Annotated in this window: 31 protein-coding genes and 1 tRNA gene; 14 read left to right on the forward strand and 18 right to left on the reverse strand. The window is 68.7% G+C overall.

Annotated features, from left to right (window positions below; genetic code table 11):
* The first annotated feature begins 108 nt into the window (after positions 1–108).
* The 3 genes from ABL308_05260 (at position 109) to ABL308_05270 (ending at position 2175) form a co-directional block, all read left to right on the forward strand.
* The gene (locus ABL308_05260) at positions 109–279 is read left to right on the forward strand and encodes a DUF465 domain-containing protein (protein XBQ17287.1); all 171 of its coding nucleotides are present in this window, start codon (positions 109–111) and stop codon (positions 277–279) included.
* Between the two features lie 140 nt (positions 280–419).
* Positions 420–1277 carry a tetratricopeptide repeat protein gene (locus tag ABL308_05265; protein XBQ17288.1) on the forward strand — a complete coding sequence of 286 codons (858 nt, stop codon included), beginning with the start codon at positions 420–422 and terminating at the stop codon, positions 1275–1277.
* A gap of 79 nt (positions 1278–1356) precedes the next feature.
* Complete coding sequence (locus tag ABL308_05270) at positions 1357–2175, forward strand: SDR family oxidoreductase (protein ID XBQ17289.1); 819 nt, start codon at positions 1357–1359, stop codon at positions 2173–2175.
* Positions 2176–2234: 59 nt separating this feature from the next.
* Here ABL308_05270 and ABL308_05275 read toward each other — a convergent pair whose 3' ends face one another.
* Positions 2235–2885, reverse strand: coding sequence for a cell cycle transcriptional regulator TrcR (locus ABL308_05275; GenBank protein XBQ17290.1), 651 nt, complete (start codon positions 2883–2885; stop codon positions 2235–2237).
* 153 nt (positions 2886–3038) lie between these two features.
* The gene (locus ABL308_05280; GenBank protein ID XBQ17291.1) at positions 3039–4016 is read right to left on the reverse strand and encodes an NAD(P)H-quinone oxidoreductase; all 978 of its coding nucleotides are present in this window, start codon (positions 4014–4016) and stop codon (positions 3039–3041) included.
* Positions 4017–4085: 69 nt separating this feature from the next.
* Between ABL308_05280 and ABL308_05285 the strand changes: the two genes are divergently transcribed.
* Positions 4086–4274 carry a DUF1192 domain-containing protein gene (locus ABL308_05285; GenBank protein ID XBQ17292.1) on the forward strand — a complete coding sequence of 63 codons (189 nt, stop codon included), beginning with the start codon at positions 4086–4088 and terminating at the stop codon, positions 4272–4274.
* A 94-nt stretch (positions 4275–4368) separates the two neighbouring features.
* Positions 4369–4890 (forward strand): DUF1465 family protein, encoded by a 522-nt coding sequence (locus ABL308_05290; GenBank protein ID XBQ17293.1) that lies wholly within the window; start codon positions 4369–4371, stop codon positions 4888–4890.
* A 60-nt stretch (positions 4891–4950) separates the two neighbouring features.
* Here ABL308_05290 and ABL308_05295 read toward each other — a convergent pair whose 3' ends face one another.
* Together ABL308_05295 and rpmE are read right to left on the reverse strand one after the other, a co-directional pair.
* Positions 4951–5574: a hypothetical protein gene (locus ABL308_05295; protein ID XBQ17294.1), complete on the reverse strand. Its 624-nt coding sequence runs from the start codon at positions 5572–5574 to the stop codon at positions 4951–4953.
* A 238-nt stretch (positions 5575–5812) separates the two neighbouring features.
* Positions 5813–6034, reverse strand: a complete 222-nt coding sequence (rpmE, locus tag ABL308_05300; protein XBQ17295.1) for a 50S ribosomal protein L31 — start codon at positions 6032–6034, stop codon at positions 5813–5815.
* A gap of 245 nt (positions 6035–6279) precedes the next feature.
* Between rpmE and trxA the strand changes: the two genes are divergently transcribed.
* From trxA to ABL308_05320, 4 genes are all read left to right on the forward strand, one after another.
* Complete coding sequence (trxA, locus tag ABL308_05305; protein ID XBQ17296.1) at positions 6280–7218, forward strand: thioredoxin; 939 nt, start codon at positions 6280–6282, stop codon at positions 7216–7218.
* 78 nt (positions 7219–7296) lie between these two features.
* Positions 7297–7932: an LON peptidase substrate-binding domain-containing protein gene (locus ABL308_05310; protein XBQ17297.1), complete on the forward strand. Its 636-nt coding sequence runs from the start codon at positions 7297–7299 to the stop codon at positions 7930–7932.
* A 48-nt stretch (positions 7933–7980) separates the two neighbouring features.
* A complete protein-coding gene (locus tag ABL308_05315) occupies positions 7981–8178 on the forward strand; it encodes a Trm112 family protein (GenBank protein ID XBQ17298.1) in 198 nt (65 codons plus the stop codon).
* A 3-nt stretch (positions 8179–8181) separates the two neighbouring features.
* Positions 8182–8532, forward strand: a complete 351-nt coding sequence (locus ABL308_05320; protein XBQ17299.1) for a gamma-butyrobetaine hydroxylase-like domain-containing protein — start codon at positions 8182–8184, stop codon at positions 8530–8532.
* On the opposite strand, the gene ABL308_05325 is transcribed toward ABL308_05320, so the two are convergent.
* Positions 8529–9347: a LytTR family DNA-binding domain-containing protein gene (locus ABL308_05325; GenBank protein ID XBQ17300.1), complete on the reverse strand. Its 819-nt coding sequence runs from the start codon at positions 9345–9347 to the stop codon at positions 8529–8531. The two genes, ABL308_05320 and ABL308_05325, sit on opposite strands and share 4 nt — an antisense overlap.
* 174 nt (positions 9348–9521) lie before the next feature.
* Between ABL308_05325 and ABL308_05330 the strand changes: the two genes are divergently transcribed.
* Complete coding sequence (locus ABL308_05330) at positions 9522–10694, forward strand: acyltransferase (GenBank protein XBQ17301.1); 1173 nt, start codon at positions 9522–9524, stop codon at positions 10692–10694.
* 8 nt (positions 10695–10702) lie between these two features.
* On the opposite strand, the gene ABL308_05335 is transcribed toward ABL308_05330, so the two are convergent.
* Complete coding sequence (locus ABL308_05335; protein ID XBQ17302.1) at positions 10703–11500, reverse strand: thioesterase family protein; 798 nt, start codon at positions 11498–11500, stop codon at positions 10703–10705.
* Between the two features lie 268 nt (positions 11501–11768).
* Between ABL308_05335 and ABL308_05340 the strand changes: the two genes are divergently transcribed.
* Positions 11769–12638, forward strand: a complete 870-nt coding sequence (locus ABL308_05340) for an outer-membrane lipoprotein carrier protein LolA (protein ID XBQ17303.1) — start codon at positions 11769–11771, stop codon at positions 12636–12638.
* A 6-nt stretch (positions 12639–12644) separates the two neighbouring features.
* Here the strand turns inward: ABL308_05340 and ABL308_05345 are convergent, their stop codons facing one another.
* Positions 12645–13073: a nuclease gene (locus tag ABL308_05345; GenBank protein XBQ17304.1), complete on the reverse strand. Its 429-nt coding sequence runs from the start codon at positions 13071–13073 to the stop codon at positions 12645–12647.
* A gap of 188 nt (positions 13074–13261) precedes the next feature.
* On the opposite strand from ABL308_05345, the gene ABL308_05350 reads away from it, so the two are divergent.
* Complete coding sequence (locus tag ABL308_05350) at positions 13262–13480, forward strand: hypothetical protein (protein ID XBQ17305.1); 219 nt, start codon at positions 13262–13264, stop codon at positions 13478–13480.
* Between the two features lie 37 nt (positions 13481–13517).
* Here the strand turns inward: ABL308_05350 and ABL308_05355 are convergent, their stop codons facing one another.
* The 10 genes from ABL308_05355 to aroA all read right to left on the reverse strand — a co-directional run bounded on the left by ABL308_05355 (position 13518) and on the right by aroA (position 23454).
* Positions 13518–14834, reverse strand: a complete 1317-nt coding sequence (locus ABL308_05355) for a folylpolyglutamate synthase/dihydrofolate synthase family protein (protein ID XBQ17306.1) — start codon at positions 14832–14834, stop codon at positions 13518–13520.
* A 34-nt stretch (positions 14835–14868) separates the two neighbouring features.
* Positions 14869–15768: an acetyl-CoA carboxylase, carboxyltransferase subunit beta gene (gene accD / locus ABL308_05360; protein ID XBQ17307.1), complete on the reverse strand. Its 900-nt coding sequence runs from the start codon at positions 15766–15768 to the stop codon at positions 14869–14871.
* 18 nt (positions 15769–15786) lie between these two features.
* A complete protein-coding gene (gene trpA, locus ABL308_05365) occupies positions 15787–16581 on the reverse strand; it encodes a tryptophan synthase subunit alpha (protein ID XBQ17308.1) in 795 nt (264 codons plus the stop codon).
* A 59-nt stretch (positions 16582–16640) separates the two neighbouring features.
* Complete coding sequence (locus ABL308_05370; GenBank protein ID XBQ17309.1) at positions 16641–16934, reverse strand: BrnA antitoxin family protein; 294 nt, start codon at positions 16932–16934, stop codon at positions 16641–16643.
* Positions 16906–17193 carry a BrnT family toxin gene (locus ABL308_05375; GenBank protein XBQ17310.1) on the reverse strand — a complete coding sequence of 96 codons (288 nt, stop codon included), beginning with the start codon at positions 17191–17193 and terminating at the stop codon, positions 16906–16908. Before ABL308_05375 ends, ABL308_05370 begins: the two co-directional genes overlap by 29 nt.
* 70 nt (positions 17194–17263) lie before the next feature.
* Positions 17264–18475 carry a tryptophan synthase subunit beta gene (trpB, locus tag ABL308_05380; protein ID XBQ17311.1) on the reverse strand — a complete coding sequence of 404 codons (1212 nt, stop codon included), beginning with the start codon at positions 18473–18475 and terminating at the stop codon, positions 17264–17266.
* A 177-nt stretch (positions 18476–18652) separates the two neighbouring features.
* Positions 18653–19288: a phosphoribosylanthranilate isomerase gene (locus ABL308_05385; protein XBQ17312.1), complete on the reverse strand. Its 636-nt coding sequence runs from the start codon at positions 19286–19288 to the stop codon at positions 18653–18655.
* Positions 19289–19637: 349 nt separating this feature from the next.
* Positions 19638–19922: an integration host factor subunit beta gene (locus ABL308_05390; protein ID XBQ17313.1), complete on the reverse strand. Its 285-nt coding sequence runs from the start codon at positions 19920–19922 to the stop codon at positions 19638–19640.
* 145 nt (positions 19923–20067) lie between these two features.
* A complete protein-coding gene (gene rpsA, locus ABL308_05395) occupies positions 20068–21768 on the reverse strand; it encodes a 30S ribosomal protein S1 (GenBank protein ID XBQ17314.1) in 1701 nt (566 codons plus the stop codon).
* A 339-nt stretch (positions 21769–22107) separates the two neighbouring features.
* A complete protein-coding gene (gene aroA, locus ABL308_05400; GenBank protein XBQ17315.1) occupies positions 22108–23454 on the reverse strand; it encodes a 3-phosphoshikimate 1-carboxyvinyltransferase in 1347 nt (448 codons plus the stop codon).
* A gap of 119 nt (positions 23455–23573) precedes the next feature.
* Between aroA and ABL308_05405 the strand changes: the two genes are divergently transcribed.
* Together ABL308_05405 and ABL308_05410 are read left to right on the forward strand one after the other, a co-directional pair.
* On the forward strand, positions 23574–24044 hold the full coding sequence (locus tag ABL308_05405; protein ID XBQ17316.1) for a TIGR02300 family protein: 471 nt from the start codon (positions 23574–23576) through the stop codon (positions 24042–24044).
* Positions 24045–24149: 105 nt separating this feature from the next.
* Positions 24150–24225 (forward strand) — tRNA-Ala (locus tag ABL308_05410).
* A gap of 252 nt (positions 24226–24477) precedes the next feature.
* On the opposite strand, the gene ABL308_05415 is transcribed toward ABL308_05410, so the two are convergent.
* The gene (locus tag ABL308_05415) at positions 24478–25542 is read right to left on the reverse strand and encodes a tetratricopeptide repeat protein (GenBank protein XBQ17317.1); all 1065 of its coding nucleotides are present in this window, start codon (positions 25540–25542) and stop codon (positions 24478–24480) included.
* Between the last annotated feature and the right edge of the window lie 99 nt (positions 25543–25641).

Consider the following 25641-nt stretch of genomic DNA (forward strand, 5'->3'; position numbering starts at 1 on the left):
CTTGTTCACTCCGTCCTGATTTTGTCCGTGACCCGGACGTTTTTGTGAATTGCCAGACCCGCGCAAGGGGTGTTTCAATCCTAGTCCCACTCAGCAAGGGAGGCATATATGGCCGCTGAAGCCCGTATTCGTGAGCTCGACGCCCGCCACGCGAAACTGGAGGGCCAGATCACCGAAGCCATGAAATCGCCCGCCTCGGACTCGCTTCAAGTCGCCGCCCTCAAAAAACAGAAACTCAGGCTCAAGGAAGAGATCGAGCAGCTCCGACGACGACATTGACGGCGCGCTCTCTCACACCGGAGAAGGCGGGCGCTGCGGCGCCCGCCTTTTTCATATCCGGAACCGGTCGCCGCGCCTGCGGATTGCCCCACCGGCCCGCAGGGCCCATCTTTAACCGGACCGCAGCGTTCAGGACCACCATGACGCCCTTCCGCCTTCTCATGATCGCCGCCGCGCTCGCCGCCATGGCCGCCGCGCCTGCGAACGCCCAGCGCGCTGATCTCTGCCCCCAAGGCTATACCGCGCTTGAAGACTCCGACGCCGAGACCGCGATCGGCGCGTTCGAGGCCTGCCTCGCCGAGCGGCTCTACGACTGGCCGGTCGAGGCCGAGCTCCGCGCCCGGCTCGGCGCGGCCCAGCTCGCCGCCGGCGCCCACGAAGACGCGCTTCTGACCTATAATCAGGTCTTCGCCCTGGTCGGCGGCAATGGCGGCGATGTCGACACGCCGCTGATCCGCAGGAACCGGGCGATGGCCTATCTCGCCCTGAACCGCCCCGCCGAAGCGCTCGAAGATCTCGACCGCGCCCTGGCCCTGCGCCCTGACGACGCCTTCGCCCAGCTTCTGGCGGGCTCGGCCTATCTCGACCTCAAGCAGCCCGAACTCGCCGTCGCCGCCTTCGACGCCGCCTTGAGGCGCGACCCGGACTATCTCAGCGCCCGCATCGGCCGCTCGGCCGCCTTCGTCGAGATGGGCTTCGCGGAGGAAGGCGTCGCTGACGGCCGTGAGGCGGTCGCGATCGCGCCAGACGACGCCGGCGCGCTCAACGCGCTGTGCTGGGCGCTGGTCAAGGCCGGCCGCGCGGCGGACGGGCTCGATATCTGCGACGCCGCGGTCGAAGCCGATCCCGAAAGCGGCCAGATCGTCCATTCGCGCGCCGCAGCCCTCGAACAGCTCGGCCGCCACGACGAAGCCGCCGAGCTTTACGCCCGCGCCCACGCACTCGCGCCGGACGATCCGGAAGTCGCCGCCGATCATCACCGGGTGAACGGGGACTGAACCGCCCCCGCCGCAACGGTTTACAATCGGGCGCGGCGCGTCTTTGATCGCGCGCCAGTTCGCTCGAGGAGCCCGCCCCATGCCGACATCCGATCGCGTCGCCATCGTCACCGGAGGCGCCAACGGAATCGGCGCGGCCTGCGCCCGCCGCTTCGTCGACGAAGGGCTCAGCGTGGTCATCGCCGATGTCGACGAGGACGCCGGCGAAGCGCTCGCCAGCGATCTCGACGGCGGCAAGGAACGCGCGCTCTTCGTGCCCTGCGACGTCTCCGACAAGCTTTCGGTCGCCAATCTCATGGCCGAGACGCGCGCCGCGTTCGATCGGGTGGACGTGCTGGTGAACAACGCCGCCGTGGTGGCGGGCGGCGACGTGCTCGAGCTATCGCTCGACGATTTCGACAAGGTGATGGGCGTGAACGTGCGCGGCGCCTTCCTGGTCGCGCGCGCCTGCGCCAAACAGATGATCGAGCAGATCGAGGCTGAAGGCACGCGCACCGAGGACTGCCGCAAGCGCTACGCCATCGTGAACATGAGCTCGGTCAACGCCCAGGTCGCCATCCCCGATCAGCTCGCTTACGTCGCCAGCAAGGGCGCGCTCAACCAGATGACCAAGGCGATGGCGCTCTCGCTCGCCCCGTGGGGCGTGCGCGTGAACGCGGTAGGGCCGGGCTCGATCAACACCGAGATCCTGAAAAAAGTCGCCGACGATAAGGCGGCGATGAACCGGATCCTCTCGCGAACCCCGCTGGCGCGCCTGGGCGACCCCGACGAGATCGCCGGCGTGACCTGGTTCCTCGCCTCGAAGGACGCCAGCTACGTCACCGGCGAATGCGTCTACGCCGACGGCGGCCGCCTGGCGCTGAACTACACGATTAAGCCGGAAGATTACGAGGATTGACACGAAAAGCCCGGCCGCGCGGGGCCGGGCTTTGACGTTCGGGGCGGCGCCGGGACGCCCTAGTCGTTCTTGGGCTTGCCGAACAGCTCGTCGAGCGTGGTCGGGGCGTTGGCCATGTCGTTCTCCTCGGCGGGACGCAGCGTGTCCTCTTCCTTCTCGATCTGGCCTTCGTCTTCCATCTGCTTTCTGCGGTCGGACGCCTTGGCGACCATGGCGTCCAGATCGATCTGGCTGCACAGGCCCAGCGAGACCGGGTCGGTCGGCTTGATGTTCGGCGCGTTCCAGTGGCTGCGCTCGCGCACGGCCTGGATCGTGGTCTTGGTCGTGCCGATCAGCTTGGAGATCTGCGCGTCGGTCAGCTCTGGATGGTTCCTGACCAGCCAGGCGATGGCGTCGGGCCGGTTCTGGCGGCGCGAGAGCGGGGTGTAGCGCGGGCCCTTGCGCTTGCCTTCCTGCAGCTCGGCGTATTTCGGCTTGGACGCCGTCATCCGGTAGTCGGGGTTCTTCTCGGCCTTGGCGAGCTCTTCGCGCTCGAGCTGGCCGGCCGCGATCGGGTCCGAGCCGCGCACGCCGGCGGCCACGTCGCCGTCGGCGATGCCCTTGACTTCCAGATGGTGCAGCCCGGTGAAATCGGCGATCTGCTCGAAGGTCAGGGCGGTGTTGTCCACCAGCCAGACCGCGGTCGCCTTGGGCATCAGAATTTCGGCCATGTCCTGTCCTCGTCGCGTCAAAAAGAAAGCCCGGCGCGGTCGCCGGGCTTGTCCGTGAACCGACCCCGCGAAGCGTCCATGAGGACCGTGCTTCGTGAGGATTTCGCCTCTCCTATATCGCGCCGCGGCGCGCGTGGGAACACCCCTTTGACGTCAGGGCGTGAGCAAGATCTTGCCCGCATGGGCCATCTGATCCATGCGCGCATGCGCCTCGCCCGCGTCTTCGAGGGAAAACACCGAGTCGATCACCGGCCGCACCGCGCCTGATCTCACCCAGGGCCAGACCTTGCCCTTCACCGCGTCGGCGATCGCGGCTTTTTCTGCTGCGGGGCGTGACCGCAGGGTGGAGCCTGTCAGCGTCTGGCGCTTGAGCATCAGCCGCATCAGGTCGACCTCCACCCGCGAGCCCTTGAGAAACGCGATCATCGAGACCCGGCCGCCGAAATTGAGCGCCGACAGGTTTTTGTCGACATAGTCCCCGCCGACCATGTCCAGGATCACGTCCACCCCGCCCGCGTCCTTTATGGACGCCGCCCAGTCCTCCTCGCGATAGTTGAAGGCCCGGTCCGCGCCGAGCTTTTCGCACAGCGCGGTCTTCCCGGCCGAGCCGGCGGTAGCGAACACGCGCGCGCCATGGGCCTTGGCCATCTGGATCGCCGTCGTGCCGATCCCGCTCGCGCCGCCATGCACCAGGAAGGTTTCCCCGGGCGACAGCCCGCACGTGTCGAACACGTTCGACCAGACGGTGAAGACCGTCTCGGGCAGGCCCGCGGCGTCGATCAGATCGATCCCTTCCGGCGCGGCGATCACCGAGCCTGCGTCGGCGCGGGCGATGTCCGCATAGCCGCCGCCGGCGACGAGCGCGACGACCGGCTGGCCGGGCCTGAACGGCGCGCCTTCGCCCGCATCGCGCACCGTGCCGGACACTTCCAGGCCCAGCCCCTCGGGCGCGCCGGGCGGGGGCGGGTAGAAGCCCATCCGCTCGAACACGTCGGGCCGGTTGATCCCGGCGGCGGCGACGTCGATCAGCACTTCGCCCCGGCCTGCGGGCGCGAGCTCGCGCTCTTCGATCCTTAGCGCGTCGGGGCCGCCGGGCTGGGGCGCGGTGACGATGCGGGTGCGATGGGTCATGGGGCGGGACTCTTTCTGGCCGGTGGTTTATTCTCGTCCCGACATGACACGACCAGCGGGTGGAAGGCCATGTTCGAAGACGAGCCGGGAAAGCAAAAAGAAACCATAACGCCAGGCGAGGACCTGTCGATCTTCGGTCTCGAGCAGCTTTCCGAGCGCAAGCGCGTTCTTGAAGCCGAGATCGCCCGGACCGAGGCGATGATCGCCAGCAAGACGAAGGGCCGCGCCTCGGCCGAAGCCCTGTTCAAAAAGGGCTGACTGGTCCGGGGCTTGCACCTGCGCCCTGAAAGCCGTCCGCTTCCGGCACATCCCGGGACGGGCAGAGGGAAACGAGCTTGAGACGGGAAACGCCATGACCCCGGTGGACGCCAAGAGCAGCGCCGACGTGAAGGCGCGGGTCGCCGACTTCGCGGCCTCAGAAATGTTCCGCCGCCTGTTTCGCGAGGGCATGGACCTCGTCGAGGAGACGGCGAGCTATCTCGACGGTCCGGGCCGGGAGGACGCCAAGCGGCTGGGCCGCACCGGCGCGCTGTCCTACGCGGCGGACTCCATGGCGCTGACCACCCAGCTGATGCAGTGCGCGAGCTGGCTCCTGACCCAGCGCGCCGTGGCCGAAGGCGATATGAGCCCGGCCGAAGCCGCCGAGCAGCGCTACCGCCTCACGCCGTCCAAGCTCAAGGACGCGTCCTGGCCGGCCGGGGACGATCCCTGCCCGCCGCGCCTGGGCGATCTCGCTCTGCGCGCCCGCACCCTGCACGAGCGGCTGTCCCGGCTCGACCGCTCGCTGTTCGAGGCGGCCGAGCTCCAAGCCGACACCGCCCCCAACCCCGTCGCCAGCCAGCTCGACCGGCTGAACCAGGCGTTCGGGCGGTAGGCCCTCATCAGCTGTTGCAGGCGGCCACCGCGCCGTGTGCGGCCTGAAGACGCCGAGGGATCATTCTTCGGCCTCCAGCGCGGCGAGCACGGCGCGCGCGTCGCGCTCCATCCGGTCGATTTCGAGATCCAGGGACCAGGATCCGCGCACGACGGCCTTGAGCGCGGTGACTGCTGATGCGTCATCTCGCAGGCGCGTGAGCGCGGCGTCGGCGACGGCGGCGGGCGGAGCCCCGTCGCCTGCAGGCTCGAGAGGGTCTCTCAACTGCTCATAGACCCAGCGCTGCGTCTCCAGCGGCAACGCGGCCACCGCATGCGGCAGGTAATCGTCAAATACGCGGCGGCGCTGGAGATCGAACCCGGATTCCTGCGTGTCGGCGGCGCGATAATAGGCCACGCCGGGATCGCCGTAGGGCCCGGTCTCGATCGCATCCAGCACGGCCAGGCCCGCCTCCCGGCGCAACGCTGACATCCGCCGCACAGACTGGTACATGGACAGATCTGCGGTGATGTCGGCCCGGACGTCGGCGACGTATCGCTCGGCCAGCGCCCGGTCGGCGCGCGCCTCGTTCCAGGCGTTGATCTGAAACCCGATCACCACGCCAGCGATGACGATCACGAACTCGGTCGCCACGGTGAGCCAGTTCTGGGTGCGGAAGGCGCGGGTGAGATTGTCGAGGATCATGGACGGCCCCAGCCATGAGGGCGCCCAGCATCGCGGTGTTTACGCGCGGTGGCAATTGTCCGGAATTGTCGGCCGCGCCGCCTGCGCGTCGCCCGTATTTCCCGCGCAGCGCTAAAACAGGAAGAGCCCGTCCTGGAACGAAAAACGCCCGCAGCCGAGGGGAGACTGCGGGCGTTCCTCTAAAGGTCTCGGCGGAGCTGGGCTCTCGCCCGTCCGATCGAGGGGGGATGGACGGATTTTAAACGCCGAAACCTTTGAACTTGTCCTTGAACTTCGACACGCGGCCGGCGCGGTCGACCAGGGTCTGCGCGCCGCCGGTCCAGGCCGGATGGGTGCGCGGATCGATGTCGAGATTGATCACGTCGCCTTCCTTGCCGAAGGTCGAGCGCGTCTTGAAGCGGCTGCCGTCCGTCATGACCACTTCGATGAAGTGATAGTCGGGGTGAATGTCCTGTTTCATCGCGCTCGCGACCCTCGTAACGTCGAGCGGGCGGCCGCGTTTCCGACCGCCCGCTGAATATCCTGCCGAATTCGAGGCGCGGTGTATACACGCGCGAGGCCCCGGTTTCAAGCGCCCGGACTCAGCGCGAAATTCTTCAAGAGCTTAGACGCAGCGGCGCCCTGCAAATCCTGTGGATATCCGTTGCGCACTTGCAAGCGGCGCGTCCGCAGGCCATCTCGGAACCCGAGTACAGGGAGAGCGACATGACCGACATTCTCGGCGCGAACGGACAGCCTCATCAGTCTGGCGCGGCCCCGGCGGGCGCAGGCGGCGGCGATCTCGTCAAGGACGGGACCGATCGGAGCTTCATGACCGACGTGATCGAGCCCTCTCAGGAGGTCCCGGTGCTGGTCGATTTCTGGGCGCCGTGGTGCGGCCCCTGCCGCCAGCTCGGCCCGGTGATCGAGAAGACGGTGCTGGCCGCCAAGGGCGCGGTGAAGCTCGTCAAGGTCAATATCGACGAAAACCCCGGCGTTGCCGGCCAGCTGCGCATCCAGTCCATTCCGGCCGTGATCGCGTTCAAGGACGGCCAGCCGATCGACGGCTTCATGGGCGCGCTGCCTGAAAGCCAGATCAAGGAGTTCATCGCCCGGGTGTCGGGTCAGGTCTCCGGCGAGGATGTCGAGGCGCTGATCGAGCGCGCGAACGCCGCGCTGGCCCAGGGCGACGCGGGCGGTGCGGCGCAGGATTTCGCCGCCGCCCTGCAGATGGATCGCGAGCATCCCGAGGCGCTCGCCGGCATGGCGCGCATCCATCTCTCCCAGGGCGACCGGGAGCAGGCCGAGGCGTTCCTTAACGCCGTGCCCGAGCCGAAGAAGACCCATCCGGCGGTCGCCTCGGTGCGCGCCTCGATGGAGCTCGCCGCCGAGGCTGGCGAAGCCAAGAATCTCGACGAAGCTGAAGACCTCGCAAAGCGCTACGCCAAGAGCCCCGAAGCGCATTTCGAGCTCGGCCGGTCGCGGCTGGCGGCGGGCGACGCCGGCGGCGCGATCGACGCGCTTCTGGACTCCATCGGGCTCGACCGCGACTGGAACGAGGCCGCCGCCCGCAAGTTGCTCCTTCGGGTGTTCGACGCCGCCGGTCCCGACGATCCCATGGTCAAGGCGGGCCGCCGGCGGTTGTCCTCGCTCCTGTTCTCGTAAGCTCCGCTTGGCGGCGCGCGCCGCCGTGCTAGCTTCCGGGTTCGGAACGCGCCGCATTCGCAGCCTTGGACCCGCGCCATGACCGACGCCCTCGAACCGCCCGGCGAGCTGCCGCTCTTCCCGATCCGGGGCTGCATCCTGCCGCCCGGCGAGCATCTGCCGTTGAACGTGTTCGAGCCGCGCTATCTGAACATGGTCGACGACGCCATGGCGGGCGACCGGTATCTGGGCGTCGTCCAGCCCGCCGCGGGCGGGCCGAAGGAACGGCCTAACCTGCAATCGGTCGGCACGGCGGGGCGGATCGTCAGCCATTCGGAAACCGAGGACGGCCGCTATCTCATCGTGCTCGCCGGCGTGATGCGCTTCACCCTCGCTGAAGAGCTCGACCGGATGACGCCCTACCGGATGGCGCGGGCGGACTACCGCGATTTCACCGAGGATCTCACCCCCAAGCCGCTGACCGGCGCTGACGAACAGGCCGCCTTCCTGACCCGTCTGCGGCGCTTTTTTGCGCTCACGGGCCTCGAAGCGGACTGGGAGTCCATCGAGCGCGCCCCGCTTCACGCCGTGGTCGACAAGGTCGCCATGGCCGCGCCGTTCGATCCCGAAGCCAAGCAGATGCTGCTGGTCGCGCCGACCCCGGCCGAGCGCGCCGAGCGGCTGAGCGCCTTTATGGACGCGGCGCTGGATTCCGCCGGTCCGGACCGGGCCTGAGAGGCCGCATCTGGACGCCGCCGCCCCCGCCGCGTAAGAGCTTTCCTCATGAGCGACACTCAAGACACCGCCCACAGCGTCGATCCGAAGCTGCTGGAGATCCTCGTCTGCCCGGTCACCCGCGGCCCGCTGGACTATGACCGGACGGCGAACGAGCTGGTCTCGAAATCGGCCGGTCTCGCCTATCCGATCCGCGAGGGCGTGCCGATCATGCTGCCCGAGGAAGCCCGCAAGCTGGACGGCTGAGCCATGGCGTCCGCCGATCGTCCCTGGCCGGAAAAACTCGTCTTCAGACGCGGCGCGAAAGCGCTCGACATCGCCTTCGAGAGCGGCGAGCGCTTCGAGATTCCGTTCGAGCTGTTGCGCGTGGAAAGCCCCTCGGCCGAGGTTCAGGGCCACGCCCCGCACCAGAAACAGCTGGTCAGGGACAAGCAAGACGTGCTCGTCGAGGAGGCCGAGCCGGTCGGCCGCTACGCGGTGCGCCTGAAATTCTCCGACGGCCACGCCTCGGGCATCTATTCCTGGGATTATCTGTACGCGCTCGGCGAGAACGCGGATGCGCTGATGGCGGAGTACCGCCAGGCGCTCGCGGGGCGCTAGAGTCCGGAACGATAGCGCCGGCTGACCGGCAGCACCGATCCGTCCGACAGGCGCGCCTCGGCCTCCCCGCCGCCGGTGGGGACGATTTCGCGCAGATGGCCGCGCGCGGCGAGATGGGAGCGGTGCAGCCGCACCGGATCCGCGCCCGCCTCGGCCATCAGGGTTTCAAGGCCTGAAAGCGTGATCCGCGCCAGATGCGCGCCGGAGGCGGTGCGCACCTCGGCGTAATTGCCCTGCGCGCTCGCCGCGACGATCTCGCCGGCGGGCAGGCGGATCTCCCGCCCGCCGCTTTTGAGCACCACCATCCGGTCGGCCCGCGCCGCGCGGCCGGCGGCGGCGGCCGCCGCCAGCGCCTCCTCGCGTTCGCGCGACAGAGCGAGCGTCACCAGCATGATCGCATAGCTCAGAAGATCCTTGCGGTATTCGTAGAGCGCATCGGTCAGCGGGGCGTCGAACGCCTCGTAGGGCTTGGAGAACAGGACCGGCCAGAGCAGCGCGCGCAATCCCATCATCAGCCCGACATGGGCGAGGCTGAACGCGACCGAGCCGATGAGGTGCGCGGGCAGCGCCGCCGTCCAGGCGTCCAGCCGGGGCGGAACCCGGCGCTCCAGCCAGGCCACCGCGGGAAACAGCAACACGATGAACAGCGTGCTGACGCCCTCGAGCACGAAGGCCTCGACCAGCGAGCCCGGATAGCCGGTGCGCGTCCAGTCGGTATGGGCGCTGAAACTGTTGACGATCCAGAACGCCCCGGCGAGCGCGGCGTAAAGCGCCCAGGCCTTGCGGGCGGCGCGGTGTTCGATCGGCGGGGTCATAAGCAAAGAGTGCCGTGCGCCGGTGCTTCGCGCCAGCGCCGCTCGTCACGCGCAGACCGCCGTTCGTCACAGGGCTTCATCCGCCGGTCCCGCGGGCGCGGCGGGCGTCACCGGGCGGGAGCGAAAAAGGCGAGCGCGCGGCAGGGTGGGCGCGATCTTTCAAGGAACGCGCCCATGACCTCCGCCAATCCTTCCGCTTCGCTCAGCCCCGGCCGACGCCATGATCTCGACTGGCTCAGGATCGGCGCCTTCACCCTGCTGATCGCCTATCATTGCGGGATGTATTTCAACACCGAGGGCTGGCACGCCAAGAGCGTGCACGCCAGCGCGGCGATCGAGCCCGTGATGTGGCTGTCGAGCCCGTGGCGGCTGTCGCTTCTGTTCTTCATCTCCGGCGTGGCGATGCGCTATCTGCTCGACAAGCGCGGCGCGGGCGCGTTCGCCGTCGACCGGGTCTGGCGGCTGGCCCCGGTGATCGTGTTCGGCATGGCGGTGATCGTCCCGCCCCAGACCTGGGCGGAGTTGCGCGCCGCCGGCGTGATCGGGGCGCAGTGGCGGGACTTCCTGCCTTACTGGACGGTGTTCGGCGGGCCGTGGGAGGTCGCCACGCCGACCTGGAACCATCTGTGGTACGTCGTCTATCTGCTCGTCTACGCGCTCATCCTCGCCGTGCTGCATCCGCTGCTGAAGCGCGCAGGCGAGGGCGCCGAACCGGTCCTGTTTCACCGGGCCGCCGTGCTGATCGCACCGGCCGCCGTGTTCCTGGCCGTGCGCTTCGGCCTCGCCGCGCGATACCCGACCACCCACGCGCTTTGGGGCGACTGGGCGAACCACGCCCAGAGCCTGTTCATCGTGCTCTACGGCTATGCGGCGGCGAAGTCCGAGCGCTTCTGGCGGGCGGTGGACGCGCTCTTCCCGCTTGTTGCAGGATTCGCGCTGGTCCTCGGCACCGGTCTGTTCCTCGCCTATCTCGACTGGGACGCGACGGCGGAGAACGCCCTCGCCGCCTGGACCGCAAGGATCGCGCGGCCGGTCTTCGCCTGGATGGTGATCCTGGCTCTGCTGGGTGCGGCGCGGCGCTGGTTCACCAACGACAACGCGGCCCGGCGCTATCTCAGCGAGGCGGTGTTTCCGTATTACATCCTGCACCAGACGATCACGGTCACGGCCGGCTACGCGCTCACATTCGCCGGGCTGTCTGTTTGGGGCGAAGCGGTGATCCTCATCGGCGCGACGGTGCTGGGCTGCGCGATCGGCTACGAGATCGTCCGGCGGACCGGCCCGTTGCGGATCGTGTTCGGCCTGAAGCCGGCCCTGATCGCTCAGACGAAGGTGGCGCCCGTCTGAGCGTTAGCTCAGACAAATATCGCCACCGTCTGACGGCCTTTCGCCACGCAGCGGCCGACGGCGTTCCAGATCGTCATGTCCTGGCTGGAATGGCCGCGCTCGGTCTGGTCGGCGCGCGCTTCGAGCAGCCACCAGCCCTCCTCGGTTTCCGGCGGCTCGCCGAGAAAATCGATCATCCAGGTCATCGAGGACAGCGGCGCGAAGGTCTGAAGCATCGTGCACGCCGCCGGCGGCAGGGCGTCCGCAAGGCAGAGAAGCGCCAGCGGGTGCGTCCGGCTTTCAGGATCGGCGTGACGCACCCAGGCGCGCTCGACCGGCTCGGACGCGCCCGAGAAGGGGGCCGTGTCGCTCGCCCAGACGAATTCGAAGCGGCGCGTGAATTCAGGCGCGCCGTCGGGAAAGACCAGCGGCGCCGCGTCCGGTCCTGGCGGCGCGGCGCCGGCCGGCAGGGCGGGCCCCTCGTAGTCCAGCACGGAATCCCGTCCGCCGGAGAAGGTGAAGACCGCTTCGACGCCGATCCCGGCCTCGGAGCTGAGCCGTGTGCGCACCGCGCTGGCGGTGCGCCCCTCGCGCAGCAGCTCGCTTGTCACCTCCAGCCGGCCGGCGCTGGGGCCGACGAAACTGATCATCGCGCTGCGCAGGGGCCGGCCCGGCGCAGCCTTGCGCTCGGCGGCGGCCAGGCACAGCGCGGCGGTCAGCCCGCCATAGGCGGTGCGTCCTTGCGTCCAGCCCGGCCCCGGCTCGACCAACAGGCCGTCGCCGGTGATCTCTGCGGTCTTAATCAGGTCGGCGAGGCTGAGGCTCATGGGGAGGGGTCCTTTCTCGGGCGGTGAACGCTGTTCACTCTTGAGCGCACTCAACACGAGCCGGCCCGGCGTCGCAAGGCGGGTCGATGAAAGATTGAGGCGACGAACCCTGTGGGTTCGCAAGGGCGACCGCCCGCCCGGACCCCGGCCGCAGGCCGGGGGAGGATCGACCGAGCGGAGGCGAGGGAGACCGGTGAAAACTGCACGCTGCATGAACGCGCGGGCCTTCAAAGCGCCCCGATCACCGCGTACACACGGCGTCATGAACATGATCGCCCTCTTCCTTCCGGCCGCCCTGTCTTTCTTCGCCGGAGACGGGACCGCCCCTTCGCAGGCCCTCGCCCCGTTCGCCGACGCCTATGCGCGCGCGGCCGAGACGAGCGCCGCCCAGCAACCCGCCGCACCCGCGGCAGAGACCGCGATCGCCAGCGTGCTGGCGGTCCAGCCCGCGCCTGAAACGCGGGAGGCCGAGGCGGAAGCCGAGCCTCAATCCGAATCTCAGGGCGAACCGGCCGAGGCCGAGCCGCTTCCCGCGCCCGAAACGGTCGCCGCCCAGACCGGTCCGCAGATGAGCGAGACCGAAGCGGCGCGCGCGCGGGCCTGGTTCGAGGGCGTGCAGACGCTGCGCGGCCGGTTCACGCAGATCTCGCCCGACGGCAGCCAGACCGCAGGCGATCTGGCGCTTCAGCGTCCGGGCCGCGTGCGGTTCGACTATGACGATCCGAGCCCGGTCCTGCTGGTGGCCGACGGCGCGACCGTGGCGATCGCCGATTTCGATCTCGAGACCGTGGACCGCGCGCCGATCTCGGCCACCCCGCTGCGCTTTCTGCTCGGCGACAGCGAAGCGATCGAAGCCGCGGTCACCGAAGCCGGGCGCGCGCAAGGCAAGCTCTACATCACCCTCACCGATCCTGACGGCGAGGTGGACGGGCGGCTGACCCTGGTCTTCGCCGATCCGGACGCGTCCGCGCCGGCCGAGGCCATGGTGCTCGAAGGCTGGTATGCGGTGGACGCGATGGGCGGGCTCACCGAAGTCTCGCTCACAGGTCTAGAGCGCGGCGTCCGGCTCGACCCCCGCCTCTTCGTCCTGGACGACGAGGACGTGCAGGCCGACGACCGGCGGCGCGGGCGGCGGTAAGACCGCTCAGCGCGAGGGCGGGCTGGGCGCGACCGCGCACCAGTCCCGCTCCTGCCCGTAGGGGCTGGCGAGATCGGCTGCGATCAGCGCGTCGGACAGATCCGCGCCGTCCGCGCGCCCGATCCGGGCGATCACCCGGCCGGCGAAACTGCCCAGATCGATCTCGGTCAGCGAAATGCGGACATAGCCCGCCTCGCCGGTCAGCCAGGCGTCGGTGAAGGCCTTCGCGTCCTCGCCGCGCGCCCGCTCGGCCTCGCAGCCGGGCCGGAACGTCTCCGGCGTGTCCGCCCCGCCCAGCCTGACGCGGGTCTCCACATAATGGCCCGGCCAGATATTGGCGCGCACGGCGATCGTGTCCCCGTCGATCACGCGGACGATCTCGGCGGGTACAGGCCCAGGTAGCGGCTCTGCGACCGCAGCGGGCGTCAGGAGCAAAATACACCCGTATAAGGCGCACAGTCTCATCATGCGCCCGAGTATAGGAAAATTGTCCGATTCGGAAAAGCCGGAAACCGCTCAGCCGAGTGCGGATTGCAATCCTGCCTATTCCGGCAGGCCCGGCCGCTCGCAACCGGTCCCGAGCCGCGCTAGCGTTACGGCCAGGCTGTGAAAGGGTCGGACTAATGGCGAAGCACTCGGATACTCCCGACGCCGACTGGGAAATCGGGCAACTGGCGGCGACACGCGTCGTGTTCGCGCTGTTGATCAGAAGCGGGGCCGTACCGAAGGAGACGGCGCAGGCTGTGATCGAAGCCGACATCGAGACCCTCCGCAGGTCGGGCATGAGCAGCCATGGCCTCGAGCCGTTGAAAGCGCTCCTGACGACGCTGAAAAAATTCTGACGGAAGTCCGGCTTCAGCAGCCTGCTCCCCAAACCGCTCACCCCGGCGTGGACTGCACCGCTTCGCCCGTGCCGAGCGCCAGCGCTTCGCCGGCGAGGTAGAGCGAACCGCAGATGACGATGCGGGGTTGGTCGTAGTCTTCCAGCGCGTCGTGGATCGCGGCGATCAGGCCCGAAGCGGTCTGGGCGGGGATGTCGGCGCCGCGCGCGGCGTCGGCGACGTCCTGGGCGGGTTTGGAGCCTTCCCGGCCGCCCGAGAAGCCGATCGCGATCACGCGTGCGGCGAGCCCGGTGAAATAGGCGAAATAGCCCGCCGGATCCTTGTTGGCGGAAAACGCGCTGACGAGCACGAGCGGCCGGTCGCCGTCCATCTGGCCCAGGGCGGCGGCGAGGACCTCGGCGGCGGCGGGATTGTGCCCGCCGTCGAGCCAGAGCTCCGCACCGCGCGCCAAGGCGATCCCGGCCAGCGGCCCGCCGGTCAGCCGCTGCAGCCGCGCCGGCCAGCGCGCGTTCGCGAGACCCTCCCGCGCCGCGTTTTGGCCGTAGCCGCACACCCGCGCCGCAGCGCAGGCGACCGCGGCGTTGACGATCTGGTGCGGCCCGGCCAGCGCGGGGCGCGGCAGATCCCAGAGCAGGTCGTCTTCCTGGTAGACCATGCGCCCGTGCTCGGGATGGGCGCTGAACGCCTCGCCCCAGGCGCGGACCGGCGCGCCGAGCCTCAGCGCGGCGTCGTAAATGACCCGGCGCGCGGCGTCGGGCTGCGGACCGATCACCAGGGGAACGCCGGGCTTGATGATGCCCGCCTTCTCCGCGGCTATGAGCGCCACCGTGTCGCCGAGGAAGGCCTGATGATCGAGGCCCACCGGCGTGATCACCGTGCATTCGGGCCGGTCGAGCATGTTGGTGGCGTCGAGCCGTCCGCCGAGCCCGGTCTCCAGGAACAGCCGGTCGGCCGGGGTTTCGGAAAACAATAGGAACGCCGCCGCCGTGGTCGCTTCGAAAAACGTGATCGGCGCCTCGCCATTGGCCGCCTCCACGCGGTCGAAGGCGGCCTTCAGCCGCGCGTCGTCGACGATCTCGCCAGAAAGCACGATCCGCTCGTTGAAGCGCACCAGATGGGGCGAGGTGTAGACATGCACCCGCTCGCCGCTGGCTTCGGCGACAGCCTTGAGAAAGGCTGCGACCGAGCCCTTGCCGTTGGTCCCTGCGATATGGATCGCAGGCGGCAGGCGGCGCTGGGGGTTTCCCAGCGCGTCGAGCAGGCGGGTCATCCGGTCCAGCGACAGGTCGATGGATTTGGGGTGCCGGCGCGCCAGCCGCTCCAGCGCGGCGTCGATGGTCTCAGCTGTGCTCACGGGGGCTGGTTCCGGCGGGAGTGAGTGGGGCGTCTTAGTCCGACCCGGTCTTCGCCTCGGCCGTCGCCGGAACGCCGCTCTGGGTCACCGCCGGACGTTTCATCAGGACGCGCAGAATGTTGCCCAGCGTTTTCGGCAGGTCCTTGCGGTGGACGACCTTGTCCACCATGCCCTTCTCCTGAAGGTATTCCGAGCGCTGAAAGCCCTCGGGCAGCTTTTCGCGGATGGTCTGCTCGATCACGCGCGGGCCGGCGAAGCCGATCAGCGCGCCGGGCTCGGCCAGATGCACGTCGCCCAGCATGGCGTAGCTCGCCGTCACCCCGCCCGTGGTGGGATCGCACAGCACCACCACGTAAGGCAGGCCGGCATCGCGCAGCATTTCCACGCCCAGCGTGGTGCGCGGCATCTGCATCAGGCTCAGCGCGCCTTCCTGCATGCGCGCGCCGCCCGCCGCGGTGAAGCAGACCAGAGGCGTGCGCTTCTGCACTGCGACTTCGCAGGCCTTGATGAAGGCCTCGCCCGCGCCCATGCCCAGCGACCCGCCCATGAAGGAGAAGTCCTGAACGATGATCGTGGTCTCCAGCCCCTGCACGCGGCCCGTCGCGATCGCCATCGCGTCCTCGCGGCCGGTCTTCTTGCGCGCGGCGGCCAGGCGGTTGGTGTAGGGCTTGTCGTCGCGGAATTTCAGCGGGTCCTTGGCGACCTCGGGAATGGGGGTCTCGGTCCACTCCCCGTCGAAAGTGTACTTGAAACGCTGGGCCGGGCCGATGCGCATGTGATGGCCGGCGGGCGTGACGTAGAGCCCGGCTTCAAGGTCCTTGGTGAAGACCATCTCGCCGGACAGCGGGCATTTCACCCAGAGATTTTCGGGCGTGTCGCGCTTTTCGAACATGCGCTGCACGCCGGGCGGGGTGATGCGTTGAAGCCAGCTCATGACACGCCTTTCCTCTCTTCAGCCGCGCGCGCGGTGCGCCGCGTCGGCCAGTCGCCGGGCCAGATGCAAGGCCTGGTCCACGCCGCCGGTGTCCAGCGCGTCCACGATCGCCGAACCCACGACGACCGCGTCGGCGACCTTGCCGATCTCCGCGGCGCGCTCGGGCGTCTTCACGCCGAACCCGACCGCGACGGGCAGGCCGGACGCGGTGCGCACCCGCTCGACCGCCGCGGCGATGTCCGCGGTCTGGCCAGAGCCGGCGCCGGTGACGCCTGTCGTCGAGACGTAATAGACGAAACCGGACGCGTGCGTCACCACCTGCGGCAGGCGCTCGTCCGAGGTGGTCGGCGCGGCCAGGCGCACGAAGGCGAGGCCGTGGCCGTGCAGCGCCTCGCGCAGCTCGGCGTCCTCCTCGGGCGGGATGTCCACGCAGATCAGCCCGTCCGCGCCCGCCTCGGCCATCGCCGCAGCCGCCTCTACGTAGCCGCGCGAGAAGAACGGGTTGGCGTAGCCCATCAGCACGACAGGGGTGTCTGAGTTCGTCTCCCGGAACCGCTTTACGATCTCGAGCACGCCTGAAAGCGTCATGCCGCCCTCCAGCGCCCGGATCGCGGCGCGCTGGATGGTCGGACCGTCCGCCATCGGATCGGTGAACGGCACGCCCAGCTCGATGACGTCCGCACCGGCCTCGGCCAAGCCGGTCATCATCTCAAGCGTGGTGTCGGCGTCGGGATCGCCGGCCATGACGTAAGCCACGAAACCGGCGGTGTTTTCCTGCGCAAGGCGCGCAAAGGTCGGGGAAAGGCGGGTCATGTCCGCCTGTTTAGCGAAGCGGCAATGCCCGCGCCAGCCTGCAGGTGAGCCGCTCGGGCTCAGCCTGCGTCGCGCTTGATCGCGTTCATATAGGCGCGCAGGACCGCGTTCATGCGGGTCTGGTATCCGCGCCCGCCCTGCTTGAAGAATTCGATCACGTCGGCGTCGAATCGCACGGTCAGCTGCTTCTTGCCGAAGCCCGGCTTCCAGACGCCGCGCGCGAAATCTTCCTCGGTCAGCTCGGGGATGTCGGAGAAGTCGATGTCTTCGTCGCGGATCGCCTCGATCTCGCGCAGGCGCTCTTCGGACACCGGCGGCAGGTCTTCAAGTCTCACGCGAACCGTGCGTCCCATAATAGCGGCTCCTCTCCTCGCGGCTGGCGGGACGGGCGGAGATGATGCGCGTCTTGCCGTGTCGATCGGTATGAACGACGACGATCACAGGCCTGTTGCGAAGCGGGCCGATCGCCTTCCACCGCACTTCGCCGTCCGGCCCCTCGCGCGCCGGTATCACGACGTGATTACCGGCGAACAGCTCCACCGCCTCGCTGAACCCGATCCCGTGCTTGGCGCGGTGGGCGGCGTCCTTCGCCTCGTCCCATTCAAACAGCATTGTAGTTACGCGCGTCGTTACAGACAAGCGGCGCAATTCGCCTCAGGCGCGTAACATTTCCCGTTTTGCGCTAAAGCGCCACCCCAAGCGCGTCGGCGACGCTGAACACGTCCTTGTCGCCGCGGCCGCACATGTTCATCAGGATGATCCCTTCAGGGCCCAGCTCCTTGGCCAGGTCGCGCACACGCGCCAGCGCATGGGCGGGTTCGAGCGCGGGGATGATGCCTTCGAGCCTGGCGCACATCTGGAACATCTCCAGCGCCTCGTCGTCGGTGGCGGCCTGATATTCCGCGCGGCCGGCGTCGTGCAGGAAGGCGTGCTCGGGGCCGATGCCGGGATAGTCGAGCCCGGCGGAGATCGAGTGGCCTTCGGTGATCTGACCGTCCGCATCCTGAAGAAGATAGGTCTTGTTGCCGTGAAGGATGCCCGGCCGGCCGCCGTTCAGGCTCGCGGCGTGATCGGGACCGTCCAGCCCCTTGCCGGCGGCCTCCACCCCGATCAGGCGCACGCTCTCGTCCTCGAGGAAGGGGTGAAACAGCCCCATCGCGTTCGAGCCGCCGCCGATGCAGGCCACGGCCGCGTCAGGCAGCCGCCCCAGCCGCTCCATCATCTGGGCTCGGGCCTCGCGTCCGATCACGGACTGAAAATCGCGCACCATCATCGGATAGGGGTGCGGGCCGGCGACCGTCCCGATCACGTAGAAGGTCTCGTCTGGATAGGTCACCCAGTCGCGCAGCGCCTCGTTCATCGCGTCCTTCAGCGTGCCGCGCCCTGACGTGACCGCATGCACCTTCGCGCCCAGAAGCTTCATACGGAACACGTTGGGTTTCTGGCGCTCGACATCGGTCGCGCCCATGAACACCTCGCACGGCAGGCCGAAGCGCGCCGCGACGGTGGCGGTCGCCACGCCGTGCTGGCCTGCGCCAGTCTCCGCGATGATCCGGGTCTTGCCCATGCGCTTGGCCAGCAGCACCTGGCCCAGGCAGTTGTTGATCTTGTGCGCGCCGGTGTGGTTGAGCTCGTCGCGCTTGAACCAGATCTGCGCCCCGCCGAAGGCCCCGGTCAGCCGTTCGGCGAAGTAGAGCGGGCTCGGACGGCCGACGAAGTCGCGGCTGAACAGGTCGAACTCGGCCACGAAGTCCGGATCGTCCTTATACCGATCATAGGCCTTTTCGAGCGCCAGTATGTTCGGCATCAGCGTTTCGGCGACATAGCGCCCGCCGAACTCTCCGAACCGGCCCTCGGCGTCGGGAAACTGGGAAAAGGCGTTGGGGTTGGTCATGTCGATCTACCGTTCGGGCGCCCCCACCCCGGCCCTCCCCCGAGGGGGGAGGGTGGGCTGGGGCGGCGTCCCGCGTTCATCTGGTTCGGGCGGCGAAGCGTTTCGCCTCCCTCCCCTTCAGGGGAGGGCCGGGGTGGGGTGTACACAAGCGCGAACCCCTGCGAGACGCAAGCGGGCTCATGACCGGGCCGCAGCGGCGAAGGGCGCGAACCGGGACAGGTCCTTCACGCCGGGCGCGGACTCCACGCCGCTGACGACGTCCACGCCCGCCGCGCCGGAGGCGGCGACGGCGCCTGCGACGGTGTCCACGGCGAGCCCGCCGGCCAGAAGCCAGGGCGCGCCCGGATCGAAGCCCTTCAGAAGGCCGTAATCCCAGGCCTGCCCCAGCCCGCCGGGCCGGCTCGATCCTTTCGGCGGGCGCGCGTCGAACACGAAGCCGTCCACATGGCCGCGATAGCGCCCGGCCCTGGACAGATCGCCAGCCTCGGCCACGCCCAGCGCCTTCCACACGCCGGCCTCGGCGTACTGGCGCACGTCATGGCAGCGCAGCGGGCTTTCCTCGCCGTGCAGCTGGATGAAATCGGGTCGCATCTTCACCAGCACCTCGGCCAGCAGCGCGTCGTCGGGATCGACCAGCACGGCGACCGACTTCGCCGCGCCCTTGCGGCGGCTGAGCGCGCCTGCGGTCTCCGGGCTCACATGGCGCGGGCTTCTTGGGAAGATCACGAAGCCCAGATAGTCCGCGCCCGCGTCCACCGCAGCGTCGACGGCGGCGTCGTCGTTCAGCCCGCAGAATTTCACCTGGATCGTCATGGCGCTGATGTAGCGCGGCGCGGTGGCGGGGGCCAGCGGGCGGCGGCATGCGCGAGCGCGGTAGAAGCCAGCGCCGCCCCCACCCGACCCGGACCTGCCGGTCCGGCCCACCCTCCCCACAGAGGGGAGGGAGTTTCCCCCAATCTCTCACCATCGTCATTCCCGCGAAAGCGGGAACCCAGAGCCTCAGGCGCCGGCGTTCGGCGATCGCTGGGTCCCCGCTTTCGCGGGGATGACGAAATCTGAGCGGTCGCGATTTTCCCGGCGAGGCGCGTCGCCGCTCAATCACCCCGAACGAAAAAGGCCGCACCCTTCGGCGCGGCCTTTTCAATTCCAGCGTCCGCCAGGCTCACGCCTTGCCGTCGACCCGCTCGCGCAATTCCTTGCCGGTCTTGAAGAAGGGGACGTGCTTTTCCTTCACCGGCACGGGGTCGCCGGTGCGCGGGTTGCGGCCCTGGCGCGGGGGGCGGTTTCTAACCGAGAAGGCGCCGAAGCCGCGCAGCTCGACCCGTTCGCCGCGCTCGAGCGCTTCGGCGATCTCTTCGAGCACGCAGTTCACCACCCGCTCCAGATCCTTCTGGTAGAGGTGCGGGTGGGCTTCGGCGAGCCGTTCGATGAGTTCGGATTTGATCATTGGCCGTCCCCTAACCCTTTTGAAAACAGCTTAGAAACACGGGTTAACGTTCGTCAATCGCAGATTGGCCCATAACGCATAATAAAATTCCCCGGAGCGGGGGCTCCGGGGAATTTCATAAAACCGGTTCAGACCCTGTCCGGGCTTATTCGGACTTGTCCTGATCCTTCAGGGCGGCGCCCAGGATGTCGCCCAGCGAGGCGCCGGAGTCGGTGGAGCCGTACTGCTCGACCGCTTCCTTCTCCTCGGCGACTTCCAGCGCCTTGATCGACACCGAGATGCGGCGCGACGCCTTGTCGATATTGGTCACGCGGGCGTCGACCTTGTCGCCGACGGCGAAGCGCTCGGGGCGCTGCTCGGCGCGGTCACGGGAAAGGTCGGACTTGCGGATGAAGGACTTCATCAGCCCGTCCGAACCCACGGCGACCTCGATGCCGCCCGAGGTGATCTCGGTCACGGTGCAGGTCACGGTCTGGCCGCGCTTGAAGCCGCCGTCGTCCATCGGATCGCCGGCCAGCTGCTTCACGCCCAGGCTGACGCGTTCCTTCTCGACGTCGACGTCCAGGACCTTGGCGCGAACCATGTCGCCCTTCTTGTAGTCCTGGATGGCGTCTTCGCCCGAACGATCCCAGTCGAGATCGGACAGGTGCACCATGCCGTCGATTTCGTCGTCGACGCCGATGAACAGGCCGAACTCGGTGATGTTCTTGACCTCGCCCTCGACCTCGGTGCCGGCGGGGTGGGTTTCGGCGAACACTTCCCACGGATTGCGCTGGGTCTGCTTGATGCCCAGCGAGACGCGGCGCTTGTCGGGATCGACGTCGAGCACCATCACGTCCACTTCCTGGGAGGTGGAGACGATCTTGCCCGGGTGGATGTTCTTCTTGGTCCAGCTCATTTCGGAGACGTGGACCAGGCCTTCCACGCCCGGCTCGAGCTCCACGAAGGCGCCGTACTCGGCGATGTTGGTGACCCGGCCGGTGAAGACCGCGCCCACCGGATACTTGACCGAGACGCCTTCCCAGGGATCGGACTGAAGCTGCTTCATGCCCAGCGAGATGCGCTGGGTTTCCTTATTGATCTTGATGATCTGGACGTTGACCGTCTGGCCGACTTCCACGACTTCGCTCGGGTGGCCGACGCGGCTCCAGCTCATGTCGGTGACGTGCAACAGGCCGTCGATGCCGCCCAGATCCACGAACGCACCGTAATCGGTGATGTTCTTGACCACGCCTTCGCGGACTTCGCCCTCGGCCAGCTGGCCGACGAGTTCGGCGCGCTGTTCGGCGCGGGACTCTTCAAGCACGGCGCGGCGGGAGACCACGATATTGCCCCGCGGACGGTCCATTTTCAGGATCGCGAAGGGCTGTTCCTTGTTCATCAGCGGGGTGACGTCGCGCACCGGGCGGATGTCGACCTGCGAGCCGGGCAGGAAGGCGCTGGCGCCGCCCAGATCCACGGTGAAGCCGCCCTTGACCCGGCCGACGATGGCGCCGGTGACCGGCTCCTTGTCCTCGAACTGCTTTTCGAGGCGATCCCAGGCCTCTTCGCGGCGGGCCTTGTCGCGGCTCAGGACCGCTTCGCCCATCGCGTTCTCGATGCGCTCGAGATAGACTTCGACGTCATCGCCGGTCTTGGGAAGGGTCGCGCCGGGGCCGGAGAATTCACGAAGCGCCACGCGGCCTTCGGTCTTCAGGCCGACGTCGATGACCACGACGTCGTTCTCAACGGCGGTGACGCGGCCCTTGACGACCGAGCCTTCCATCAGGTCGCGGCCGGCGAGGCTCGCTTCCAGCATCTGCGCGAAATCGTCCTGGGTCGGAGACGAGGTTTGGGTGTCGGACATGGGTTGGGGTTGCTCCAGAGACAGTCTTGTTGGTTTCCGGCCGGCCGGTTGTGTCCGGCGGTCTTGCCGCGCGCGGCGGCGAAATTCCTTCGTCGAAAGCCGCGAGCGGCCGGAACGTTCAAGCACACGAATGGGCGGCGTGAGGGCTCGGCTTCGGCGCGCAAACGATCGAGGATGATCTTTGAAACGCGCCGGCGCGCGGCCCCTGACCGCCCGGCGACTGCGGACCCGCAGCCGGCGCCCCTGAAGGCCGCCCGGCGCGAAACCGCGCGCGTACCTACTCCATAAGCCCGGTGCGGGCAAGCGCCCGGCGGCGATTAGGGGAGTCTGCGCGCGGGTTTAGCCGATATCCGCCCCCAGCGCGGCCATGTCGTCGAAAAAGCCCGGATAGCTCGTGGCGATCATCGCGGTTTCGTCGACCTTGACCGGCTGCTGCGCGCCCAGGCCCAGAACAAGGCCGCTCATCGCCAGGCGGTGGTCGTGATCGGTGGCCACCAGCCCGCCGCCGGGAACCCCGCCCGGCCCCTTGCCGTCCACCGCCAGGCTGTCGGGGCCCAGCTCGACCGCAACGCCGTTGGCCACCAGAAGGGCGGCCGAGGCTGCGAGCCGGTCGCTCTCCTTGGCGCGCAGCTCGGCCAGCCCGTTCATCTGCGTGCGGCCTTCGGCGAAGGCGGCGAGGACGGACAGGATCGGGTATTCGTCGATCATCGAGGGCGCGCGTTCGGCGGGCACGTTCACGCCTTCAAGAACGCTCGTCCGCGCGGTGACGTCCACCAGCGCCTCGCCGCAGCGCTCGCCGGCGGGGACGATGTCAAGATCGGCGCCCATCTCCTTCAGCGTCTCGTAAAGGCCGAACCGGGCCTCGTTGAGCATCACCCCGCGCACGGTGATCTCGCTGTCCGGGCAGATCAGCGCGGCCGCGATCAGGAACGCCGCCGAGCTGGGATCGCCGGGGATCGCCACGTCGCAGGCGGTGAGCTGTCTGCCGCCGCGCACCCGCGCGACCAAGCCTTCGCCCTCGCGCGCCCAGTCCAGATCAGCCCCCCAGAGCGGGGCCATGACTTCGGTTTGCGCCCGCGTCGCCCGCGGCTCGCTGACCGTGGTCTCGCCGTCCGCGCCCAGCCCCGCCAGCAGGATCGCGCTTTTGACCTGCGCCGAGGCGACAGGCGGGGAGTACACGATGGGTTTGAGGCGGGCCGAGCCGTTGAGCGTCGCCGGCAGGCGGCCGCCCTCGCGCGCCTGGCTTTTCGCGCCCATCGTGGCGAGCGGGTCGAGCACCCGGGCCATAGGCCGGCGCGACAGGCTTTCATCGCCGCTGAACACGGCGGTGAGGTCGAACCGCGCCGCCGCGCCCATCAGAAGCCGCACCCCGGTGCCGGAATTTCCCAGATCGAGCGGTTCGGCCGGGCTGGTCCAGTCAGCCCCTGAAATCCGCCACGCCCCGTCCTCGCTCCGCTTCACCGACGCGCCAAGCCTGGCGACCGCGTTCGCCGTGGCCAGCACGTCGCCGCTTTCCAGAAGATCTTCGATGCGGCTTTCCCCCTTCGCCAGCGCAGAAAAGATCACCGCCCTGTGGGAGGCCGACTTGTCCGGCGCGGCCTGCAGCGATCCGGCCAAGCCCTTGCTCGAACGGGCGGTTCCCGGTCCGGAGCGCGGCGCGTGCGCGGCTTTGGGGAGGTCGGTCATGGCGGGCTTTCCGGCGCGAGTGCGAAACGGGTGGAAATCGGGTTTTGACAGGGGGCGGAGAACGTGGCAACTGGCGCGCCGTTTTCCATCCTGTTCGGCTTCTGGCGAGGATCCCTGCCGTGCCCAAACCCGATCTCGGCGCCAAGCGCACCTGTCCTGAAACCGGCAAGAAGTTTTACGATCTGAACAAGGATCCGATCGTTTCCCCCTTCACCGGTAAGGAATACCCGCTCTCCTACTTCGAGGAAGTGGTCGCGAAGACCCCCAAGCCCTCCAAGCGCGACGTCAAGGACGACGAGGAGGAGGACAAGGAGGTCGAGGACGACAAGGAGACCGACGAGGACGAGGACGACGACGGTCCCGAGCTCGACGAGGAGCCCATCGACCTGGGCGACGACGAGGAAGAGGACGACACGCCGAAACCCAAGCGCGCCGCCGCCGCCTCGCCGGACGAGGAGCTCGAAGGCTTCTCCGACGACGACGGCGATGACGACGACGCCGATCTCGGTGACGACGACGTGCTTCTCGACGACGAAGACGACGATCTCGGCGACGATATCGGGGTCGGCGACGACGAAGACGACGACTGACTGCAACGCGCCGCACGGCGCGCTTGATCGGGGGCGCGGCCACGACTATGGTCCGCGCTCTCGAAAACGGCGGGGGCCCCAATCCCCGCCTGAGACAAAGGTTTCGGGGCCATAGCTCAGTTGGGAGAGCGCTTGAATGGCATTCAAGAGGTCGGCGGTTCGATTCCGCCTGGCTCCACCACTTTTCCGATCCTCCCTCGCTCCGCTCGGTCGGGCGCGCCGCCGGCCCGCTCGCCAGGCCGGACCGCATCCAACCGGCGCTGGATCGTCGGCCTTGGAGCGGCCTTCGATTCGGACGCGGGTCTTACAGCTTCGACGCTAGTCCCTGATTCTCAAGCCCGTCCGGGCTTTCGGGCGCGCCGCGGTCCCGCTGACCGGGCCGGACTGAATCCGACCGGCTCTGGCTCAGCGTCGCTGCGGGGCCTGGCCGCTCCTACTCGAAATCGCCTACGTCGATGCCTGCCTCGGTGAGCCAGGCGCGGCCGGCGGCTTCGATGTCCGCGACGTCGGGAAGCGGATGGCCGTCTTCAGGCAGGCGTTCGAGCAGGCGCGCCGCGCCCTCGTCGCCGGCGCGGGCTGCGATGTCGAGCAGGGCGTAGCCGGTCGCAGGGTCGGGCGCGCCGCCCTCTCCGGTCACCAGCATGGCGCCCAGGCCGCGTGCAGCGTGGGCGCTGCCCTGCCTTGCCGCGCGAGCGTACCAGTCGCGTGCAGACGCGGCGTCCTGCGTCACGCCTTCGCCGGTCGCCAGCATCACAGCGCGTGAGATCATGGCGGTCTCGAAGCCTTGTTCGGCGGCTCCGCTGACATAGGCGTAGGCCTCCTGCGCCGACCCGCCGGTCTCGAGCAGCAGCATCGCATAGCGCCAGGCCGCAGACGGCGAGCCGAGCCGGGCGGCGTGCTTGTAAAGGCGCATCGCGTCGTCAGCGCTGCGCCGCGCGCCGTCCTCTCCGGCATCGTTCCAGTAATCGCCCGCGGTCTCGACGAGCACGATGTTGTCGAAGCCCTGCGCGATCGCGCCGTTGATCATCGCCTGGCCGAGCTCGGGATCGGCCGGCCCGCCGATCCCCAGAAGCAGGTCATAGCCGAGATAGGCGTCCCGCTCGGCCGCGAGGTCGCCGGTCGCTTCCAGGCCTTCCAGCAGGGCGCGGCCCTGGGCCGGGTCGCCCTCGATGAACAGATAGCCCAGGGCGAGAAAGATCGTCGCCGCGCCGGCGGTGTCGCCGTCCGCCTCGGCGCGCGCCCGCTCGTACCAGGCGCGGGCCTCTTCCTCGCCGCCTTCGATGAGACCTTCCCGGGCGATCGAGCCCAAAAGCACCATCGCTTCGCCGTCGCCGGCTTCGGCCGCCCCGCGAAGATCGGCCATCGCGGCGTCGAAGCCTGCGCCTTCGAGCTCGCCGGCGTTGAGCAAGGCCATGGCGGTCTCGACCGGCTCGGAGGAGGTCTGCGCCTCGGCCGGCTGCAGCGCCAGCGCGGCGGCGACGAGGAAGGTGCTGAACATGGACTGAAGTCCCCCGCTTTGAGGTTGTGAGCCTGGAGGCTAGGGGCGGGCGGCGCGGCGGTCAAACGGCCGCGCGCCGCTCCGCCGGCCCCACGCCCT

Origin of the sequence: Oceanicaulis sp. (assembly GCA_040112665.1) — a bacterium.
Lineage (GTDB): Bacteria > Pseudomonadota > Alphaproteobacteria > Caulobacterales > Maricaulaceae > Oceanicaulis.

Bases quoted from the DNA above. Each gene is read 5' to 3' on its own strand.
- ABL308_05260 (XBQ17287.1), top strand. From the start codon at position 109: ATGGCCGCTGAAGCCCGTATTCGTGAGCTCGACGCCCGCCACGCGAAA.
- ABL308_05265 (XBQ17288.1), top strand. From the start codon at position 420: ATGACGCCCTTCCGCCTTCTCATGATCGCCGCCGCGCTCGCCGCCATG.
- ABL308_05270 (XBQ17289.1), top strand. From the start codon at position 1,357: ATGCCGACATCCGATCGCGTCGCCATCGTCACCGGAGGCGCCAACGGA.
- ABL308_05275 (XBQ17290.1), bottom strand. From the start codon at position 2,885: ATGGCCGAAATTCTGATGCCCAAGGCGACCGCGGTCTGGCTGGTGGAC.
- ABL308_05280 (XBQ17291.1), bottom strand. From the start codon at position 4,016: ATGACCCATCGCACCCGCATCGTCACCGCGCCCCAGCCCGGCGGCCCC.
- ABL308_05285 (XBQ17292.1), top strand. From the start codon at position 4,086: ATGTTCGAAGACGAGCCGGGAAAGCAAAAAGAAACCATAACGCCAGGC.
- ABL308_05290 (XBQ17293.1), top strand. From the start codon at position 4,369: ATGACCCCGGTGGACGCCAAGAGCAGCGCCGACGTGAAGGCGCGGGTC.
- ABL308_05295 (XBQ17294.1), bottom strand. From the start codon at position 5,574: ATGATCCTCGACAATCTCACCCGCGCCTTCCGCACCCAGAACTGGCTC.
- rpmE (XBQ17295.1), bottom strand. From the start codon at position 6,034: ATGAAACAGGACATTCACCCCGACTATCACTTCATCGAAGTGGTCATG.
- trxA (XBQ17296.1), top strand. From the start codon at position 6,280: ATGACCGACATTCTCGGCGCGAACGGACAGCCTCATCAGTCTGGCGCG.
- ABL308_05310 (XBQ17297.1), top strand. From the start codon at position 7,297: ATGACCGACGCCCTCGAACCGCCCGGCGAGCTGCCGCTCTTCCCGATC.
- ABL308_05315 (XBQ17298.1), top strand. From the start codon at position 7,981: ATGAGCGACACTCAAGACACCGCCCACAGCGTCGATCCGAAGCTGCTG.
- ABL308_05320 (XBQ17299.1), top strand. From the start codon at position 8,182: ATGGCGTCCGCCGATCGTCCCTGGCCGGAAAAACTCGTCTTCAGACGC.
- ABL308_05325 (XBQ17300.1), bottom strand. From the start codon at position 9,347: ATGACCCCGCCGATCGAACACCGCGCCGCCCGCAAGGCCTGGGCGCTT.
- ABL308_05330 (XBQ17301.1), top strand. From the start codon at position 9,522: ATGACCTCCGCCAATCCTTCCGCTTCGCTCAGCCCCGGCCGACGCCAT.
- ABL308_05335 (XBQ17302.1), bottom strand. From the start codon at position 11,500: ATGAGCCTCAGCCTCGCCGACCTGATTAAGACCGCAGAGATCACCGGC.
- ABL308_05340 (XBQ17303.1), top strand. From the start codon at position 11,769: ATGATCGCCCTCTTCCTTCCGGCCGCCCTGTCTTTCTTCGCCGGAGAC.
- ABL308_05350 (XBQ17305.1), top strand. From the start codon at position 13,262: ATGGCGAAGCACTCGGATACTCCCGACGCCGACTGGGAAATCGGGCAA.
- accD (XBQ17307.1), bottom strand. From the start codon at position 15,768: ATGAGCTGGCTTCAACGCATCACCCCGCCCGGCGTGCAGCGCATGTTC.
- trpA (XBQ17308.1), bottom strand. From the start codon at position 16,581: ATGACCCGCCTTTCCCCGACCTTTGCGCGCCTTGCGCAGGAAAACACC.
- ABL308_05370 (XBQ17309.1), bottom strand. From the start codon at position 16,934: ATGGGACGCACGGTTCGCGTGAGACTTGAAGACCTGCCGCCGGTGTCC.
- ABL308_05375 (XBQ17310.1), bottom strand. From the start codon at position 17,193: ATGCTGTTTGAATGGGACGAGGCGAAGGACGCCGCCCACCGCGCCAAG.
- trpB (XBQ17311.1), bottom strand. From the start codon at position 18,475: ATGACCAACCCCAACGCCTTTTCCCAGTTTCCCGACGCCGAGGGCCGG.
- ABL308_05385 (XBQ17312.1), bottom strand. From the start codon at position 19,288: ATGACGATCCAGGTGAAATTCTGCGGGCTGAACGACGACGCCGCCGTC.
- ABL308_05390 (XBQ17313.1), bottom strand. From the start codon at position 19,922: ATGATCAAATCCGAACTCATCGAACGGCTCGCCGAAGCCCACCCGCAC.
- rpsA (XBQ17314.1), bottom strand. From the start codon at position 21,768: ATGTCCGACACCCAAACCTCGTCTCCGACCCAGGACGATTTCGCGCAG.
- aroA (XBQ17315.1), bottom strand. From the start codon at position 23,454: ATGACCGACCTCCCCAAAGCCGCGCACGCGCCGCGCTCCGGACCGGGA.
- ABL308_05415 (XBQ17317.1), bottom strand. From the start codon at position 25,542: ATGTTCAGCACCTTCCTCGTCGCCGCCGCGCTGGCGCTGCAGCCGGCC.